We start from the raw sequence: 15,785 nt of genomic DNA on the forward strand, positions 1-15,785 counted from the left end.
TACATATCCGACAATTCACGCCCATACTTCGCATGGAACGGCGGCTCACGAATCGCTGAATGTGTGAGGAACCGGTTACCGCAACGACATTGGCGCGGTCTCGTCCAGGGCGATGGCGTTGGCGGCCTCGCGGATCGGTTTCATGACGCCCTCCAGGACGGCGTTCTTGCCGGGCATGTACGGCAGCATCCGCATCATCACGCGCTGCGCCATCGCCGCGAAACGGGTGTTGGGCACGAGTTTGGCGGCCACGTCCCGGCCCAGTTTCTGGTTGATGTCGACGAAGTGGCGCATCCGCCGCTCGTACACGGCGAACCCGGCGCGGTGGTCGGGTTCGGCGGCCAGGGCGTGAGCCAGGACGTGGGCTCCCACCAAGGCCATGCCGGTGCCCTGTCCCGAGGCCGGGGACGGGCAGTAGGCGGCGTCGCCGAGCAGGACGGTGCGGCCGCTCGTCCAGGTGTCCATATGGATCTGTGCCAGGTGGTCGAAGTAGAGCTCGGGGGCCTCGGGCAGCGCGGCGAGCAGGTGCGGCAGTTCCCAGCCGTGTCCGCCGAAGGCCTCGCGCAGGACGCGTTCCTGGGCGGCGCGATCGTGACGGTCGGGCACCTCGGCCGGGGTGGGGAAGAACAGCTGCGCGTAGGCGGGCTGGTCGGGGCCGAAGGCGTAGAGGTTGGTGGTGTGGCCGGTGGCGGAGCAGGCCATGTCCCAGTGGTCGAGGCCGAGTCGGTTGGGGGCGTTGAAGACGGCGACGCTCATGCCGATGGGACGCGAGTAGCGGTCTTCGGGGCCGAAGGCGACGGCGCGGGTTCCGGAGTGGAGGCCGTCGGCGCCCACGACGATGTCGAAACGCTGCGACGCGGCGTGGCGAAAGTGGACTATCGCGGCGTCCGGGGTGTCCTCGATGGCGGTGATGACGTCGCCGTAGCGGTATTCGACGGTGCGCTCGGTGGCTTCGCGCAGCAGGTCGCTGAGGTCACCGCGCATGATCTCCAGGTCGCCGGGATCGCGGAAGCCGATGAGGTCGGGGCCGAGGGTGGCCAGGGTCTTGCCCTTGGTCGTGACCCACTGGCCGCCGCGGATGGCGGTGTCGCGAGCGCGGACGGCCTCGCCGATGCCCATGCGGTCGACGGCCTCGACGGCGACACCACGCAGGTCGACCTTGTAGCCGCCGGGACGCGGGGCGGGGGCGGCCTCGACCACGGTGACGTCGAAGCCGAAGTGGTTGAGCCAGTAGGCGAGGGCGGGCCCGGCGATGGAGGCGCCGGAGATGAGGGCGGTGCGGTTGGTCATGAGTTCTGCTCCTTGGAGGTGATTGCGTAAACCTTACACTAGACTGCGTAAGCCTTAAACACAACTGTGTATGAGTTACGCTCACGGGGCTATCGTCCGAAAGGAGCCGAGATGACCGACAACGCCGCATCAGCGGTACCGAACAGCCTCCAAGCGGCCTGGGGCGTCCGGGAACGACCGGGCTTCGGACCCCGTCCCGGCCTCAGCCTCGACCGGATCGTGGCCGCGGCGCTCGAACTGGCGGAGTCGGACGGGCTCGCCGCGGTGTCGATGGTCAAGGTGGCCAAAGCCCTCGACGTGTCCACCATGGCCTTGTACCGCTACGTCGCGGCCAAGGACGAACTGCTGGAACTGATGGTCGACGCGGGTTTCGGCGAACCACCACCCGGACCCGAGGGCGCCGATTGGCGCGAGGGCCTGGCGGCGTGGGTCTGGGACTGCCTGACGGCCTGGCGGCGGCACCCGTGGATGCTTCACGTCCCCGTATCGGGACCCCCGTTGACCCCGCACCAGATCGCCTGGCTGGAACGGGGTCTCACCTGCCTGGCCGACACGGGTCTGTCCGAACGGGAGCGACTGTCGGTGGTCATGATGGCCTCGGGGCTCGTCCGGGGCTGGGCCAACGTGACCGTCGGCGCGGACGAGGGACGCGACCCCGCCTACTACGCGACGACCCTGTCCCGGCTGATCGACCCACTACGGTTTCCGGCCGTGACGGCGGCGATGGCGGCCGGAGCGATCGACGACGACACGGACGACCCCGACGAGGAGTTCCGCTTCCAACTGGAGCGCCTGCTCGACGGGGTGCAGGCGCTCATCACCCGCGACTGAGCCCCGCTAGAACGGCACTCGGCTACTCGGTCTTGGTCTCCCCGGTGCCGTGCGGATTGTTGTAGCCGCCGTCGCCGCCGTGATCCTCGGCTTCGCGCTCGTACTTGTTCGTGTCATCGGTAAAGGGGAGCTTCGTCCAGAGTTCCTCCCCGCCGTACTTGGCGGCGAACGAGTACCCGTACTTTCGCCACTGCTCGTCGCGATGGTACTTCTCATGATCGATGAGGCCGTGGCTGTTGCCCGCTCGGTCTCGCTCGAACGCGTCGAAGGTCTCGTAGTCGCTGATGAATGTGTCGCCGATGGTGGTTCCGGCACGGAGGTACATGTACCAGGGCGCACCCACGCAGACCATCAAGCCGTCGACCAGCTTGCACACTCCGCCACCGGCTTCGACGTGCTTTCTGACCTGGTCACCAAGCCAGGCGGACTGCGCTTCGGGACTGCCGCCCGTCCTGGACGCGATACTGCCGATGAAGGCCAGCCAGTCGCCCTTGCTGTTGTTGGAGTCGAGGTCGAGCTTGCCTTCCTGTGCCGCATTGACGTTGAAGTTGGGATCATCCGGACTTTCATCCATGTTGGACGCTCCCAGCAGTGCCTCGGCCACGGCATTGTCCAGGTTCCGGGCCTTGGCCAAACCAAGCTGCACCTTCATCTGCAGATCGGTCCTGAGCTTCGCGAGCTGGTCCTCGGCGTCCTTCGCGGCCTCACCCGACAACGTCGAGTGCCCGCTGGGCGGCAGGATCCTGATCTCGCCATCGTCCCCTGTGAAGCTGAGCCTCGAGTTGTCGTCGACCTGCTTGGCGTACTGTTCGACCTCGTCCTGGTGCTGCTTGAACAATCCGGCGGCCTCCTCCAGCACCTGCTTGACGGTGCTGGCCTCGGTGACCGCCGCGTCCAGTTGCGACTCAAGCTTTTTCGCCTTGTCCCCAGCGGCGGTTCCGGTGTCTCCCTCCCAGGTTCCATTCCGGATGGGATCGCCGACCTTATTGGTCGCGTCGTCACCCGCTGCCTGAAAGGTGTCGACCGCTTCCTTCCACACCGTGGCAGTGTTCCGGAACGTTTCGAAGTTCGCTCGCCTCAGCTCGTACAGTTTCATCGTGTGACTCCTAATAGTCCCCGACGGTGCCCGCGGGCGGTGTCGCCGGGAACGCGAAGGGCACCGCGTGCTCGATACCGTCGGCACCTTCCTCGTCGACCTTCTGCAACGCCAGTTTCGCGTCGTTCACGGCCACGGCGAAGTAGCTCCAACGTTTGGCGCACCAGTCGGCCTTCTCGCCGTAGCGCTTCTGCGCCGCTTTCAAGGCATTGAGAGTGTTGAATCCCGGCTTCAGACCCGTGTTGCTCGCGTCGGGAGGCTCCTTGGTCATGGCGTTGCCGACTCTCCCGCTGGCAGCGGCGATCTCGACGGCCTCGTCATGGATCGCGCCGACTTCGGCGACCGACAGTTGAACGGTCATCGATACTCCTGTGGATAGTGCTCGTCGAACAGCTCGGCGGTACGGACGGCGTGGGCGTCCAACAGGGCCGACACCGCCGCGGTGATCTCCTCGGACAGGTCTCGCGCGGCGGAAAGCGGCACATTGCGGCGCAGGTGAACCGTCGGCTCATCGTCCTTCCACACCGCCATGGCCACACCCCGGGGACCGGTGACCTCAAGGTCGATCCGTTCCAGGGCAGCGAAATACGGCTCAAGCTCCCGCGCGAACAGTGACGGCGCATCGGTGTCCGACTCGCCGCCATTGACCAGTTTCCGGCTCGCCTTGCGGTACCCGATGATCAGTCCACGCACCACTCTGGTCACGGCCCGCGCCAGCTCGTCGGCGCTACGTCCCCGGAAGTCGCCGACGACGAGTCTCACGTCGTGCTGCGTCAGGGTTCCACGCACAACCCTGTCCCCGGAGGAAACGTTTATCGTCACATCGCGCAACGTCTCATCGAGATCCGTCATCTCGCACCTCCTCGACAACCGATTGAACACGGTCAATGACGGGAGGGGTCCCGATGTCGTCGCACTAGCCTCAACGCGGCTCCAAGAAGAGGGTACGGTCGCGGGGAGACAGTGCGAAGGAGATGTTGATGTCCAAATATGCTACGCCCGACGGGATTTCGGCGAATGTGGAGCAGGGGAGCGACCTGACTCGACGCGCGGTGGTCATGGGCGCCGGGGTGCTCGGGCTCACCGGAGCGGTGGTCGCCACGACCGCCAAGCCGGCGGCCGCGAAGGACCCCGACCGGATCCCGACGAAGTCGACTCTGGATAGTGGCCGACTGTCGGTCGACAAGGAGCCGTTCGGTGAGACCGCCGCCGGCGAAGCGGTGGACCGCTATACGTTCGGTTCCGCCAAGGGGCTGCGGGTCCGGATGCTCACCTACGGTGCGACGATCCAGGCGATCGAGATGCCTGACCGCCGCGGTCGGCGGGCCAGCGTCGCTCTCGGACTGCCGACGATCGCGGAATACGAGAGCCACGGCTCGTACTTCGGCGCCACCATCGGCCGGTACGCCAACCGGATCGCGAAGGGACAGTTCACCCTGGACGGCGAAACGCACCAGATCCCGGTCAACAACGGCGAGAACGCCCTGCACGGCGGTCCCAAGGGATTCGACAAGCGGATCTGGGCGGCGACGCCGATCGAGGAGGACGACCGGGTCGGCGTCAGTTTCGGTTACGTCAGCCCGGACGGCGAGATGGGTTTCCCCGGCACATTGAACGTGACCGTCGACTACACGCTCGACCGGCACCAACGGCTGACCATCGCCTATCGCGCTACCACCGACCGGCCGACGATCATCAACCTGACCAACCACGCCTACTTCAACCTGGGCGGTCAGAGCTCCGGCACGGTCGAAGATCAACTGCTGTGGGTGGACGCGGATCGCTACACGCCGGTCGACGACAGCCTGATCCCGCTCGGACCGCTGGACCCGGTGGACGACACCCGGTTCGACTTCCGCCGACCCAAGACCATCGGCCGCGATATGGGCGGGGAAGTCTACGACCACAACTGGGTGCTGAACGACTACAGCCCGGGTCACCAACGGCTCGTGCTCGCCGCCTACGATGCGACGTCGGGACGCTGGCTGCGCTGCTCGACCGACCAGCCGGGAGTCCAGATCTACACCGGGTACTCCGAGTCGGCCGACAAGAAGAGCGACGCCTTCGCCGTGGAGACCCAGCACTATCCGGACTCGCCCAACCAGCCGGACTATCCGTCCACGGTACTCAGGCCGGAGGAGACGTACGAGACGACGACCGTCTACCGGTTCGGCGTCGCCTGAGTCTTGTGCCAGGCCAGATGAACCAGGGCACTCGTCCCGAAGGGCTGCCGGCCGAGCTCTGGGACGATGTGTCCAGTGTGGTCGGGGATGAGGTCACTCTTGTCAGTCGTCTACCCGGAGGTCTGCATGTGGGTGCCCTGCGCGTCCAGTTGGCCGGTGGGGCAGACGCGGTGCTCAAAGCAGTGCCCCGGGCACACTCCAACCATCTGGACGAGACGTTGCGAGCCCACCGAGTGGTCGAGCACATGCGTGGGCGCGGCTACCCCACCCCAGCCTGGCTGGGAGTGGGGGCCACAGCCACTCATGTATGGCATCTGATGGACTTCGTCGACGCGGCCAGCGCGCCCGAGTTGACCGAGTCCCTGGTCGAACAGCTGATGGAGATCATCGAACTCCAGGCTGGCCAAGCCTCCGAGCCCTACGACCACTGGTCGTACGCCTGGCGGGTCGCCACCGGCCAGGAATCGACTGGGCTCGATGTCACCGAGACGCCCGAGCAGTCGTTTCTCCGCCAGTCCATTGCCGGGCTGGCGGAGTATTCCCGCGAAGTGTCGGCCTTGGTCGAGCGCCTGCGGCTCATGTGCGCCGACGCCCCACCACCTCCACAGGCACCCGACATGGTCCACACCGATCTCAACCCCACCAACGTCCTGGTCCGAGACACGGCGGTGGTGGCGGTCGTGGACATCGGCAACGCGGGCAGCGGCACGCGGGCCACTGACCTCATCAACCTCGTGTGGTACTGCTTCCAGGATCGGCTGGACGGTGCCCGAAGGCGACTGTGGACGAGAATCCTCGACCTGGTTGGCGGGGAGCACACGGCGGTGCTCGCGGCGACCCAGATCCTCCACCAGCTTGAGTTCCCCATCCGCCACGGGCGCCACGACGTCGTTCCCGAGCTGGTCACGCGCGGCCATCGCGTCCTCGACGAGCTGAACGCGCTTCGCTAACTGCCGCCGATGTTCCTGGTGAACTCCCAGACATTCACCCGACCCCGCAGATCCGGCAGGAGGCGGCGCCAGGCCGCGTTGAAGGGCAGCAAGGCGCTGGCGATCGACCGCGGTTCGTGCCAGCCGTGGTGATCAAGCGTGGTGAGATCCAAAGCGGCCGCGGCCGTGGTCCTGACCCGGGTGCTTCCGGCATGGTCCAGGACCAGGCGGATGCCGTCCAGTCCATCTGAACCGCCTCCGTCATGAAGGTGTCGTTCCGCGGCGGGCACGTCGGGCAGGAGCGCGGTGGGCCGCTGCGGTGGGTTGACGGCCAGCACGTCCGCTCGCATCGGCGCCAGGTGGCGCCAGTCCGCTTCCCACAGGCTGAGGCGGCTCCTGGCTTCGTTCCCCAAGTGCTTGACGACGTTGCTGGCGGTGTCGGCCAGGGCGGCAGCGTCATAGTCCTGTGCCACCACATGCCTGGCCCCGGCGGTGAGAGCCGCCACGGTGACGAGACCGGCGCCGCACCCGGCGTCCACAACGACCTGTCCGCGGCAGTCGGCCATGGTGGTGGCGAGGAAGGCCGAGAACGTGGAAGGACGGTGGACTCCCTGGCTTGCCTCCAATTGCGAACCGAGCGTTGTCCAGGTTTCGATCTCCGCCGCGTCCATCCGAAGATTCTGTGGAGATTCGATGTTGGTGTCAAGGCGGTTTCACAGGTGGATGTCGTACTACTTGATGGGTCGTCCCGATATCGCGCGGGCGATGACGAGGCGCTGGATCTCGCTGGTGCCTTCGAAGATGGTGTAGATCTTGGCGTCGCGGTACATGCGCTCGACCGGGTGGTCGCGGCTGAAACCGGCTCCGCCCAACAGTTGTACGGCTTTTTCGGTGACCTTGATGGCGACCTCTCCGGCCTTGAGTTTCGACATCGAGCCCTCGCCGGCTTCGAAGGGTTTGTCGTTGCGGCCCATCCAGGCAGCTCGCCAGACGAGCAGGCGGGCGCAGTCGATCTCGGTGCGCATGTCGGCCAGGGCGAAGGAGACCGCCTGGTTGTCGATGATGGGACGTCCGAACTGGACGCGCTCCTTGGCGTAGTCGAGCGCGTATTCGTAGGCCGCTCGGGCCACGCCGACGGCTTGGGCCGCGACGGAGGGGCGGGTGAGTTCGAAGGTGCGCATCGCGGCTTGGCCCTTGGTGCGGGTCTCGGGTTGGCGGGCGCGGGCCAGGCGTTCGTCGAGCTTTTCCTTGCCTCCCAACAGGCAGCGGCCCGGGACGCGGACGTCGTCGAGGAAGACGTCGGCGGTGTGGGAGGCGCGCAGGCCCAGTTTCTTGATCTTGGTGGGGCTGGAGAGACCGGGGGTGCCGGGTGGGACGACGAAGGCCGCCTGGCCGCGCGAGCCCAGTTCCGGATCGACGGAGGCGGTGACGACGTGGACGTGGGCGATGCCGCCGTTGGTGGCCCACGCTTTTTGGCCCGACAGGATCCACTCGTCGGTGGCCTCGTCGTAGCGGGCTCGGGTGCGCATGGCCGAGACGTCGGATCCGGCTTCGGGTTCGGAGGAGCAGAAGGCGCCGAGTTTCACGTCGTCGGCGTCGCCGAAGCACTGCGGGACCCATTCGGCGAGTTGCTCGGGGGTGCCCGCGCTGTAGATTCCGGCGGCGGCCAGCGAGGTGCCGAAGATGGACAGGCCGATGCCCGCGTCGCCCCAGAACAGTTCTTCGCTGACGATGGGCAGGCTGAGGCCGGTGGGGTCGGCCCAGAACTGGGCCAGGGCTTCGAAACCGTAGAGGCCGATCTTGGCCGCCTCGCCGATGATGGGCCAGGGTGTCTCCTCGCGTTCGTCCCATTCGGAGGCCGCGGGGCGGACGACGTCGGCGGCGAAGCCGTGGGCCCAGTCGCGCAGGGTCTGTTGTTCCTCGGAGAGTTCGAGGCTGAATCCATCGGTCATGTGAGTCCTCAGGCCTTAGGGATGTCGAACAGATTGGACAGTCCGGCGGCGAAGCCGATGTCCCCGGACAGCTTGAGTTTGCCGGTGAAGAACATGGTGGTGGGGGAGCCGTTGCCGGAGGCGAGCTTGAGGAACTGGGTGCCGTTGAGCCGGATGGTGACCCGGGGTTCGTGCTCGGGTTCGGTGTTGACCGTGCAGCTGCCGCTGTCCAGGACGGTCTCGTAGTGGTCGTAGCCGCCGCCGGGTTTGTCGAGGATCTTCCAGTGGATGACGGCCTTGGTCTTCCTGCTGCCCGCGTACTGGCCGCCCATGCGGGAGAACACCTCGCTGAGGATGCGTTCGCGGATGTCGGGTTCGGCCATCACCTCGTCGATCTGGTCCGCGGGGGCGTTCTTGACCAGGGACGCGAAGTCCTGCGGGCTGATGGAGGAGAGATCGACTCCGTCGATGGGGTTGTCGTCGGTCATGACAGTCTCCGTTCTTACTTTTGAGTAATATTACTAGCCCGTAAGATACCATGGCAAGGGTGACTCCAGTGAAGCCGAAACGGGTGCCCAGGGCGATACGGGAACAGCAGATGCTCGACGCGTCGGTCGAGGTGTTCGCCAGACGCGGCTACCACCCCGCGGGCGTGGAGGAGATCGCCGAGATCGCCGGTATCTCCAAGCCGATGGTGTACCTGTACTTCGGCTCCAAGGAGGAGCTGTTCGTCGCCTGCATCCGACGCGAGGCCAACCGGCTGATGGAGATGATCACTCAGCTGGTGGACCCGCAGGACCCGCCCAAGGAGCAGCTGTGGAGCGCGCTGCGCGGGTTCTTCAGCTTCGTGTCCGACCACAGTGGCGCCTGGATCGTGCTGTACCGGCAGGCCCGGACCCAGGGCGGCCCCTCGGCCCGGGAGGTCGACGAGATGCGCCGCCGGACCGTGGAGCTGATCGCGGCGATGCTGTCGCAGGCCGCCGGGATGCGCAAACCCGGCGAGCAGGCCGTGACCGCCGCGCATGCCCTGGTCGGATCGTGCGAGTCGCTGGCCGACTGGATGCTGGACACCCCGGGCACCAGCGCCGAGACCACCGCCAAGCGGCTGATGCACTTCGCCTGGCCCGGCCTCGAGGAACTGATGGAGGCCACCCGGGCCAAACGCGCCAAACGCTGACCCGCCGGTCAGGCCGGGGACGCCCAGCCGGTCAGGTACGACTTGGCGGTCTTCGGGTTGAACAGCCCGAAGTGCCAGCTCGTCTGTTCCCGGTCGGTGCACAGCGCCACCTTCGGCGACGGCAGCGGCAGCGGACGCCGGAAGTCGGTCTCCACGACGCGCGGCGGCGGCGCGATCCGGTTCTCCAGCGCGCCAAGGCAACGCGCCAGCGCCCACATGCCGTGCGCGATGGCGCGGCGCTGGCCGAAGACGCGGGCCGACAGCGGGTGCAGGTGGATCGGGTTGTAGTCGCCGGACACGGCGGCGTAGCGGCGTCCGATGTAGCCCGGAACCGGCCACAGTGCCTCGAGATCGTCGAGGTCGAGGTCCACTTCGGGACGGGGCCGGGTGTGGGCCTCGGCGTCCGGGCTCTTGGTGCGGATCAGGTAGGTGCTGGCCTCGCTCCAGGCCGTCTCACCGCCGCGTTCGACCTCGGTGACCGTGTCGAAGGTGGCGCCCTTGGGATGCGGGGCCAGGTTGTCCAGCCGCACCCGCACCGTCAGGGTGTCGTCCACAGTGAGCGGGGAATGCTGGAGGATGCGGTTGGAGGAGTGCACCATGCCCACCGGCGAGAACGGGAACTCGCGGTGGGTGAACAGGCTCATCGCCGCGTCGAAGCCCAGCAGGTGCGGGTAGGTGACCGGAAGTTCGCCCGACAACCGGAAACCGGTGAGACGGCAGTAGCGGGCGTAGTCCCGGGCGTCGACGGTGACGTCCTGGCTGACCAGCTCGGCCTCGGGCAGCCGGGCCGAGGCCGCGTCACCCCGGCCGCGCCGCAGCAGCGACAGCGCCGCCTTCGGGTACTGGGCCATGATGTGGCTTCTCATGTTCGCGACTCCTTTCAGGCCCCCAGGAAGCTCTGCCCGCACACGCGCACCACGTTGCCGGTGACGCCCGCCGAACCCGGGTGCGCCAGCCACGCGATGGTCTCGGCGACGTCGACCGGCAGCCCGCCCTGGGCCAGACTCGACAGTCGCCGCCCGGCCTCGCGTTCCATCACGGGCATCGCGGCGGTCATGCGGGTCTCGATGAATCCCGGCGCGACCGCGTTGGCCGTGATGCCGCGCTCGGCCAGGCCCGGCGCCAGCGCGCGCACCAGGCCGATGAGCCCGGCCTTGCTGGCGGCGTAGTTGGTCTGGCCCCGGTTGCCGCCGATGCCCGACACCGACGACAGCACCACGACCCGGCCGCCGTCGCGCAGCACGCCGCGGTCGAGCAGGTCGGCGGTGACGCGGTGCGGCGCGGCCAGGTTGACGCCCAGCACCGAGTCCCAGCGCTTGGCGTCCATGCGGGCCAGGGTCTTGTCCCGGGTGATACCGGCATTGTGGACGACGATGTCGACGCCGCCGTGGCGCTCCTCCAGCCACCGCGACAGTGTGGACGGCGCGTCGTCGGTGGCCAGGTTCAGTTGCAGGGCGCTGCCGCCGATGTCACCGGCCACGGTGGCCAGTTTCTCGCCCGCCTCGGGGACGTCGAGGCACACCACCGTCGCGCCCTGGTCGGCGAGGGTGCGGGCGGTGACGGCGCCGATGCCGCGCGCCGCGCCGGTCACCAGCGCGACCTTGCCGTCCAGCGGACGCGCCGGATCCGGCACCTCGCCGGGCTCGGTGGCCGCGACGGTGACCACCTGGCCGGACACGAACGCCGACCGGTACGACAGGAAGAACCGCAGGGTCGCGTCCAGGCCGTCGCGGGCCCCGGGCGCCAGCCGCAGCAGTTGCGCGGTGCCGCCCGCACGCAGTTCCTTGCCGAGCGAACGGGTGAATCCCTCCAGCGCCGCCTGGGTGGCGGCGGCCTCGGGATCGCCTGTCTCGTCGGGGATCGCGCCCAGCACCAGCACCCGCCCGCAGCTGGCCAGCCGCTCCAGCCGGTCGTGGAAGAACGCGTACAGCTCCGACAGGCCCGCGATCGTGGTGAGGTCCGAGGCGTCGAAGACCAGTCCGGCGTAACGTGCCTCGGCCGAAGCCTTGGTCTCGGCGGTGTGCACCTCGGCGCTGAGCCGCTTGGCCAGCACGTGTTCCAGCTCCGCCACGTCGTGGCCGCCCAACAGCACCGGGCCCGGCAGCGCCGGGGCGTCGGGGCGCTGACGGCGCAGCGGCGACGGCCGGGGCAGACCGAGTCGGCGCACCAGTTGACGTCCCACGGCGGAGTTGGCGAAGTTTCGGTATCGGTCCGGCATCTGGCGTCCCCTTTCCTACCATCACCTTACTCATGGGTAAGATGTGACGCAATGGCAGTCCACCTGGGAGGTCGACCATGGCAACGCAGAAATCCCGCTCCAAGCCCCGCACCGTCACACCGGTGGCGATCCTGGGCGGCAACAGGATCCCGTTCGCCAAGTCCAACGGCGCCTACGCGCACGCGTCCAACGCCGACATGCTGACCAGCGCCCTGGACGGACTGGTGGCCCGGTTCGGGCTGGCCGGGGCCCGGCTGGACGAGGTGGTCGCCGGGGCGGTCCTGAAGCACAGCCGCGACTTCAACCTGACCCGCGAATGCGTACTCGGTTCCCGACTGTCACCCCAGACCCCCGCCTTCGACGTGCAGCGCGCCTGCGGCACCAGCCTGGAGGCCACCATCGCGGTGGCCAACAAGATCGCGCTGGGCCAGATCGACAGCGGCGTGGCCGGGGGAGTGGACACCACCAGCGACGCCCCGCTGGCCGTCCACGAGGACCTGCGGCAGCTGCTGCTGGACGCCAACCGCGCCAGGAGCTTCGGCGGCCGGGTCAAGGCCTTCGCCCGGATGCGTCCCTGGCACGCGATGCCCGAGATCCCGCGCAACGCCGAACCCCGCACCGGACTGTCCATGGGGGAGCACGCCGCCCGCACCGCGCTGCACTGGGACATCTCCCGCGCCGACCAGGACGCGCTGGCCGTCAACAGCCACCAGCGCCTGGCCGCCGCCTACGACCGGGGCTTCTTCGACGACCTGGTCACCGGCTACCTGGGACTGACCCGCGACGGCCTGCTGCGCGCCGACACCTCGGTGGAGAAACTCGCGAAACTGGCCCCGGCCTTCGGATCGGGGGAGCAGGCCACCATGACGGCGGGCAACTCCTCGCCGCTGACCGACGGCGCGGCCACGGTGCTGCTGTCCAGCCCCGAATGGGCAAGCGAACACTCGCTGCCGGTGCTGGCCCACCTGGTCGACTGCCAGTCCGCGGCCGTCGACTTCGTGTCCGGGGACGAGGGACTGCTGACCGCCCCGGTGTACGCGGTGCCGAAACTGCTGCGCCGCAACGGACTGAGCCTGTCCGATTTCGACTTCTACGAGATCCACGAGGCCTTCGCCTCACAGGTGCTGGCCACGCTGGCCGCGTGGCGGGACCCGGAGTTCTGCGCCGAACGCCTGGGCCTGGACGAGCCGCTGGGCGAGATCGACGACAAGCGCCTCAACGTCGCCGGATCCTCGCTGGCCACCGGCCACCCCTTCGCCGCCACCGGAGCCCGGATCGTGGCCACGGCCGCGAAACTCCTGGCCGAGAAGGGTTCCGGCCGCGCGCTGATCTCGATCTGCGCCGCCGGAGGACAAGGAGTAACGGCGATCCTGGAGCGCTGATGCGCAGCCGCCAGGCGGCGCCTCGCGGCGTTATCGTCGTCGCCGGTACAAACCCGGTACCGGCTTCCTCCTCTGCCTTGCGATGCATCCACCTGGACAGCCGCGCATTAGGGAAACGCCTGCGACAGTCCGCCCCAGATCAGGGCGGTGAGCTGCTGGGTGAGCTGGGGACGGGTGGCCGCGTCGGGGCGGTCCAGCCACCATTCGCCGACGCTTTGCACCATGCCGACGATGCCCTGGGCCCAGGCGTGGCAGGCGGAGTCGTCCATTCCCGCCGCCTTGAGCCGGGCCCGCAGCATCTCGTCGACATGCCGCACCACGATGTCGCGGTAGCCGTCCACGGCGTTGGCCTCGTCGGCGAAGGCGTAGCGGATGACGAAGCGGTACAGCACCGGTTCGGTCTCCACCGCGCCCAGATACGCGTCGATGACGGTGGCGATGACCTCGGTGGGTTCGGTCTCGGGTTCCAGGTGCTGGGCCAGCCAGGCCACCAGCCACTCGGCGGCGTACTGGCCCACCGCGTGGTACAGCTCGCGCTGGTCGGCGAAGTGCCGGTAGAGGACGGGTTTGGTCACCTTCGCGGCGGCGGCCACGTCGTTCATGTTTATGTGCGGTCCATTTCGGTGAATGGCACGTACCGCGGCCTGTACCAGCTCCAGCCGCCGGGCCTGCCGGTGCGCCTGCCAGCGTCCTTTTCGGCCGTCGACGGAATCCATGTCGCCGGTCTTGACAAACCCACCGTCAGCCATGTTATCTAGATTAACTGTTACTTCCGGTAACAGGTAATTGATCGCAGAGGAATACGCGATGAGCACATCCGCGACAACAACATCCGTCAAGGGCGGTACCCGCTGGCGCAAGTTCGCGATCCTGCTCGTACCGTCGCTGCTGCTGGGAATCGGCATGCTGGTCATGACGGCGAACGGATCGATGGCCGCCAGCTTCGCCGTGTCGGCGACGTCGTTCAAGATCACCGCCGACAAGATGGAGGGTGAGGGCTTCGCCCAATATGGATCCATCACCCTAGACGGCAAGGACGGCGAACACCCGGTGGCCCCGGCCGGGATCGAGGTCGCCAAGATCTACAACCTGTGTCAGTCGGCGGTCTACGAGACCCCGCTGGGCACCTACACCATCCGCATCTCCGCCGGGACCAAGGAACCCGTCGAGGCCAACAACCTCATCCTCGACACCGACGACCTGACCGGCGACGCCGTGTTCGAGAACATCGAGATCGGCCGCGACGCCTCCACACTGGACCAGGTGACGGGTCACCAGGGCGACAAGGGTGCCTTCGGGCAGCAGTCCGACACCATCTCGATCACGAACGTCAAGGGCCGCAACTGGGCCGTCAACGCCGGAACCTTCAAACTCCACAACCTCGACCTGTCCATCAAGGCCGGTAAGGACGAGTGCTACTGATGTCCACCACCGCCGAGACGATACGGCGGTGGTGGCGGGCCTTCACCGCCTGGCGCCGGGACCGTCCATTCTGGGGCGGAGTGCTCACCATCGCCGGAGCGCTGGAACTGCTCGCCCTGACCGCCGCACCGCTGCAGATCATGCTGATCCGGGGCCTGGCCGGGATCGGCACCCTCGTCATCGCCGCCATGCTGATCGCGCTGGCGATCATCAGTTGGACCCACGGCCACCTGCGGGTGATCTGCGGGGTGTTCATCGTGATCCTCGGGCTGGCGTCCTTCGCGGTGTCCAACCTGGGCGGATTCTTCATCGGACTGCTGCTGGCCCTTGTGGGCGGTTCGCTGATATTCGCCTGGCAGCCCGGGAAACCACCCGACGCCGACGAGACCGCCACCGAGGAGATCCCGCCGGTACCCGCGGCGGAGACCGCCGAGGAGTCCGACCGCACCACCGCCGACATGACGGTCCGCGCACCATCCCCTGTGATCACTCCCGCCGGCCGCGCCCCCTCCCGGCCCCGGCTGATCCTGCGCGTCGCCAGCGTCCTGGCGGTCGTGGCCGCCGCGTTCGTCGCCGTCCCGCAGGCCTCGGCGCAGCAGACCAGACCCAGCGCCGACCCGACCTGGCCCTGCCCCGACTGGCCCTGGCCGTGGCCGTGCGACGACTCGTCCGAACCGGACGATCCCGGTGACGACGACCCTGACGACCCCGGCGATGACGAGCCCGACAAGCCGGGCGACGACGACCCGGACAAACCCGAGAAGCCCGACGAGGAATGCGACGAGTCGAAGCTGCCCGCCAAGCCCCCGAAGCTGGGAACCGAGGCCGCGAAGAAGACCGCCAAGGCGCTGGCGGCCTGCCTGGCCCAGCCCGGTTCCGGCGACGCCGAGGGCCGCGACCTGCCCACCGCCTCGACGTACCACCCGCTGCTCAACGCCGACGTCATGACCATGACCGGCATGAACTCCGGCGGTGCCGTCGACGTGCCCACCGCCGACGGGAAACAGCGCGCGCTGGAGTTCACCATGGACACCCTCGACCTGTACAACATGGACCAGGCGTCTGGGATCGAGGGCACGAAGGCCCAGCTCCACGTCATCAACATGGGCTCCTCGGCGGTGCTGTCGGGCGGCGTCCGGCTCTACGTGCAACGCATGGAGGGGCTGATCTTCGGCGTGGTGCCGATCGTGATCACCGCCGACCTGCCGCTGCCGCCGATACCGGTGCCGTACCTGGTCGTCACCGAGGCCAAGGTGCAGACCGCCTACGTGCGGGCCGACCGCGTCGACCTGCCCGATCTGGAGGAACCGACCCGCTGACGCGCGC

At 67.9% G+C, this 15,785-nt stretch carries 17 protein-coding genes; 7 read left to right on the forward strand and 10 right to left on the reverse strand.

Translation table 11 applies throughout. The features are described 5' to 3' along the window. Positions 1–75 precede the first annotated feature (75 nt). Positions 76–1,290, reverse strand: coding sequence for an FAD-dependent monooxygenase (locus SNAS_RS14815; RefSeq protein WP_013018248.1), 1,215 nt, complete (start codon positions 1,288–1,290; stop codon positions 76–78). A gap of 111 nt (positions 1,291–1,401) precedes the next feature. Here SNAS_RS14815 and SNAS_RS14820 point away from each other — a divergent pair, with 111 nt between their 5' ends. Next, on the forward strand, positions 1,402–2,121 hold the full coding sequence (locus SNAS_RS14820; protein ID WP_013018249.1) for a TetR/AcrR family transcriptional regulator: 720 nt from the start codon (positions 1,402–1,404) through the stop codon (positions 2,119–2,121). Positions 2,122–2,143: 22 nt separating this feature from the next. Here SNAS_RS14820 and SNAS_RS14825 read toward each other — a convergent pair whose 3' ends face one another. Genes SNAS_RS14825 through SNAS_RS14835 form a run of 3 tightly spaced genes read right to left on the reverse strand, consistent with a single transcriptional unit; the run spans position 2,144 to position 4,006 of the window. After that, positions 2,144–3,217 carry a WXG100 family type VII secretion target gene (locus SNAS_RS14825; RefSeq protein WP_013018250.1) on the reverse strand — a complete coding sequence of 358 codons (1,074 nt, stop codon included), beginning with the start codon at positions 3,215–3,217 and terminating at the stop codon, positions 2,144–2,146. 10 nt (positions 3,218–3,227) lie between these two features. Continuing rightward, a complete protein-coding gene (locus SNAS_RS14830) occupies positions 3,228–3,578 on the reverse strand; it encodes a hypothetical protein (protein ID WP_013018251.1) in 351 nt (116 codons plus the stop codon). Then, positions 3,575–4,006 (reverse strand): DNA polymerase III subunit delta, encoded by a 432-nt coding sequence (locus SNAS_RS14835; protein WP_041624908.1) that lies wholly within the window; start codon positions 4,004–4,006, stop codon positions 3,575–3,577. The genes SNAS_RS14830 and SNAS_RS14835 overlap by 4 nt, the downstream gene beginning before the upstream one ends. A 191-nt stretch (positions 4,007–4,197) precedes the next feature. Between SNAS_RS14835 and SNAS_RS14840 the strand changes: the two genes are divergently transcribed. Together SNAS_RS14840 and SNAS_RS14845 are read left to right on the forward strand one after the other, a co-directional pair. Continuing rightward, on the forward strand, positions 4,198–5,400 hold the full coding sequence (locus SNAS_RS14840) for an aldose epimerase family protein (RefSeq protein ID WP_013018253.1): 1,203 nt from the start codon (positions 4,198–4,200) through the stop codon (positions 5,398–5,400). A gap of 17 nt (positions 5,401–5,417) precedes the next feature. Then, complete coding sequence (locus SNAS_RS14845) at positions 5,418–6,350, forward strand: phosphotransferase (protein ID WP_041626155.1); 933 nt, start codon at positions 5,418–5,420, stop codon at positions 6,348–6,350. Here SNAS_RS14845 and SNAS_RS32800 read toward each other — a convergent pair. From SNAS_RS32800 to SNAS_RS14860, 3 genes are read right to left on the reverse strand one after another with little or no spacing between them, the layout of a single operon-like run. Further along, positions 6,347–7,000 (reverse strand): 50S ribosomal protein L11 methyltransferase, encoded by a 654-nt coding sequence (locus tag SNAS_RS32800; RefSeq protein ID WP_013018255.1) that lies wholly within the window; start codon positions 6,998–7,000, stop codon positions 6,347–6,349. The two genes, SNAS_RS14845 and SNAS_RS32800, sit on opposite strands and share 4 nt — an antisense overlap. Positions 7,001–7,060: 60 nt before the next feature. Further along, positions 7,061–8,281 carry an acyl-CoA dehydrogenase family protein gene (locus tag SNAS_RS14855; protein WP_013018256.1) on the reverse strand — a complete coding sequence of 407 codons (1,221 nt, stop codon included), beginning with the start codon at positions 8,279–8,281 and terminating at the stop codon, positions 7,061–7,063. An 8-nt stretch (positions 8,282–8,289) separates the two neighbouring features. After that, on the reverse strand, positions 8,290–8,748 hold the full coding sequence (locus SNAS_RS14860) for an SCP2 sterol-binding domain-containing protein (RefSeq protein ID WP_013018257.1): 459 nt from the start codon (positions 8,746–8,748) through the stop codon (positions 8,290–8,292). Between the two features lie 50 nt (positions 8,749–8,798). Here SNAS_RS14860 and SNAS_RS14865 point away from each other — a divergent pair, with 50 nt between their 5' ends. Then, positions 8,799–9,437 carry a TetR family transcriptional regulator gene (locus SNAS_RS14865; protein WP_083787118.1) on the forward strand — a complete coding sequence of 213 codons (639 nt, stop codon included), beginning with the start codon at positions 8,799–8,801 and terminating at the stop codon, positions 9,435–9,437. Positions 9,438–9,445: 8 nt separating this feature from the next. Here the strand turns inward: SNAS_RS14865 and SNAS_RS14870 are convergent, their stop codons facing one another. Then, complete coding sequence (locus SNAS_RS14870) at positions 9,446–10,303, reverse strand: MaoC family dehydratase (RefSeq protein WP_013018259.1); 858 nt, start codon at positions 10,301–10,303, stop codon at positions 9,446–9,448. Positions 10,304–10,317: 14 nt separating this feature from the next. Continuing rightward, a complete protein-coding gene (locus SNAS_RS14875) occupies positions 10,318–11,655 on the reverse strand; it encodes a 3-oxoacyl-ACP reductase (protein ID WP_013018260.1) in 1,338 nt (445 codons plus the stop codon). Positions 11,656–11,732: 77 nt separating this feature from the next. On the opposite strand from SNAS_RS14875, the gene SNAS_RS14880 reads away from it, so the two are divergent. Continuing rightward, positions 11,733–13,037: an acetyl-CoA C-acetyltransferase gene (locus tag SNAS_RS14880; RefSeq protein WP_013018261.1), complete on the forward strand. Its 1,305-nt coding sequence runs from the start codon at positions 11,733–11,735 to the stop codon at positions 13,035–13,037. Between the two features lie 107 nt (positions 13,038–13,144). On the opposite strand, the gene SNAS_RS34080 is transcribed toward SNAS_RS14880, so the two are convergent. Beyond that, positions 13,145–13,786 (reverse strand): TetR/AcrR family transcriptional regulator, encoded by a 642-nt coding sequence (locus SNAS_RS34080; RefSeq protein WP_013018262.1) that lies wholly within the window; start codon positions 13,784–13,786, stop codon positions 13,145–13,147. A gap of 58 nt (positions 13,787–13,844) precedes the next feature. Here SNAS_RS34080 and SNAS_RS14890 point away from each other — a divergent pair, with 58 nt between their 5' ends. Continuing rightward, positions 13,845–14,459 carry a DUF6230 family protein gene (locus SNAS_RS14890; protein ID WP_013018263.1) on the forward strand — a complete coding sequence of 205 codons (615 nt, stop codon included), beginning with the start codon at positions 13,845–13,847 and terminating at the stop codon, positions 14,457–14,459. Further along, a complete protein-coding gene (locus SNAS_RS14895) occupies positions 14,459–15,778 on the forward strand; it encodes a DUF6114 domain-containing protein (protein ID WP_013018264.1) in 1,320 nt (439 codons plus the stop codon). The genes SNAS_RS14890 and SNAS_RS14895 overlap by 1 nt, the downstream gene beginning before the upstream one ends. The last annotated feature ends 7 nt before the right edge of the window (positions 15,779–15,785 follow it).

The sequence above is a fragment of the Stackebrandtia nassauensis DSM 44728 genome, assembly GCF_000024545.1.
In the GTDB taxonomy this organism is placed as follows: Bacteria; Actinomycetota; Actinomycetes; order Mycobacteriales; family Micromonosporaceae; genus Stackebrandtia; species Stackebrandtia nassauensis.

What these genes read in the sequence shown, in the direction of transcription:
- SNAS_RS14895 (WP_013018264.1), top strand. Translation starts at nt 14,459, where the DNA reads ATGTCCACCACCGCCGAGACGATACGGCGGTGGTGGCGGGCCTTCACC.
- SNAS_RS34080 (WP_013018262.1), bottom strand. Translation starts at nt 13,786, where the DNA reads ATGGCTGACGGTGGGTTTGTCAAGACCGGCGACATGGATTCCGTCGAC.
- SNAS_RS14890 (WP_013018263.1), top strand. Translation starts at nt 13,845, where the DNA reads ATGAGCACATCCGCGACAACAACATCCGTCAAGGGCGGTACCCGCTGG.
- SNAS_RS14815 (WP_013018248.1), bottom strand. Translation starts at nt 1,290, where the DNA reads ATGACCAACCGCACCGCCCTCATCTCCGGCGCCTCCATCGCCGGGCCC.
- SNAS_RS14820 (WP_013018249.1), top strand. Translation starts at nt 1,402, where the DNA reads ATGACCGACAACGCCGCATCAGCGGTACCGAACAGCCTCCAAGCGGCC.
- SNAS_RS32800 (WP_013018255.1), bottom strand. Translation starts at nt 7,000, where the DNA reads ATGGACGCGGCGGAGATCGAAACCTGGACAACGCTCGGTTCGCAATTG.
- SNAS_RS14865 (WP_083787118.1), top strand. Translation starts at nt 8,799, where the DNA reads ATGGCAAGGGTGACTCCAGTGAAGCCGAAACGGGTGCCCAGGGCGATA.
- SNAS_RS14825 (WP_013018250.1), bottom strand. Translation starts at nt 3,217, where the DNA reads ATGAAACTGTACGAGCTGAGGCGAGCGAACTTCGAAACGTTCCGGAAC.
- SNAS_RS14830 (WP_013018251.1), bottom strand. Translation starts at nt 3,578, where the DNA reads ATGACCGTTCAACTGTCGGTCGCCGAAGTCGGCGCGATCCATGACGAG.
- SNAS_RS14855 (WP_013018256.1), bottom strand. Translation starts at nt 8,281, where the DNA reads ATGACCGATGGATTCAGCCTCGAACTCTCCGAGGAACAACAGACCCTG.
- SNAS_RS14880 (WP_013018261.1), top strand. Translation starts at nt 11,733, where the DNA reads ATGGCAACGCAGAAATCCCGCTCCAAGCCCCGCACCGTCACACCGGTG.
- SNAS_RS14870 (WP_013018259.1), bottom strand. Translation starts at nt 10,303, where the DNA reads ATGAGAAGCCACATCATGGCCCAGTACCCGAAGGCGGCGCTGTCGCTG.
- SNAS_RS14840 (WP_013018253.1), top strand. Translation starts at nt 4,198, where the DNA reads ATGTCCAAATATGCTACGCCCGACGGGATTTCGGCGAATGTGGAGCAG.
- SNAS_RS14845 (WP_041626155.1), top strand. Translation starts at nt 5,418, where the DNA reads ATGAACCAGGGCACTCGTCCCGAAGGGCTGCCGGCCGAGCTCTGGGAC.
- SNAS_RS14875 (WP_013018260.1), bottom strand. Translation starts at nt 11,655, where the DNA reads ATGCCGGACCGATACCGAAACTTCGCCAACTCCGCCGTGGGACGTCAA.
- SNAS_RS14860 (WP_013018257.1), bottom strand. Translation starts at nt 8,748, where the DNA reads ATGACCGACGACAACCCCATCGACGGAGTCGATCTCTCCTCCATCAGC.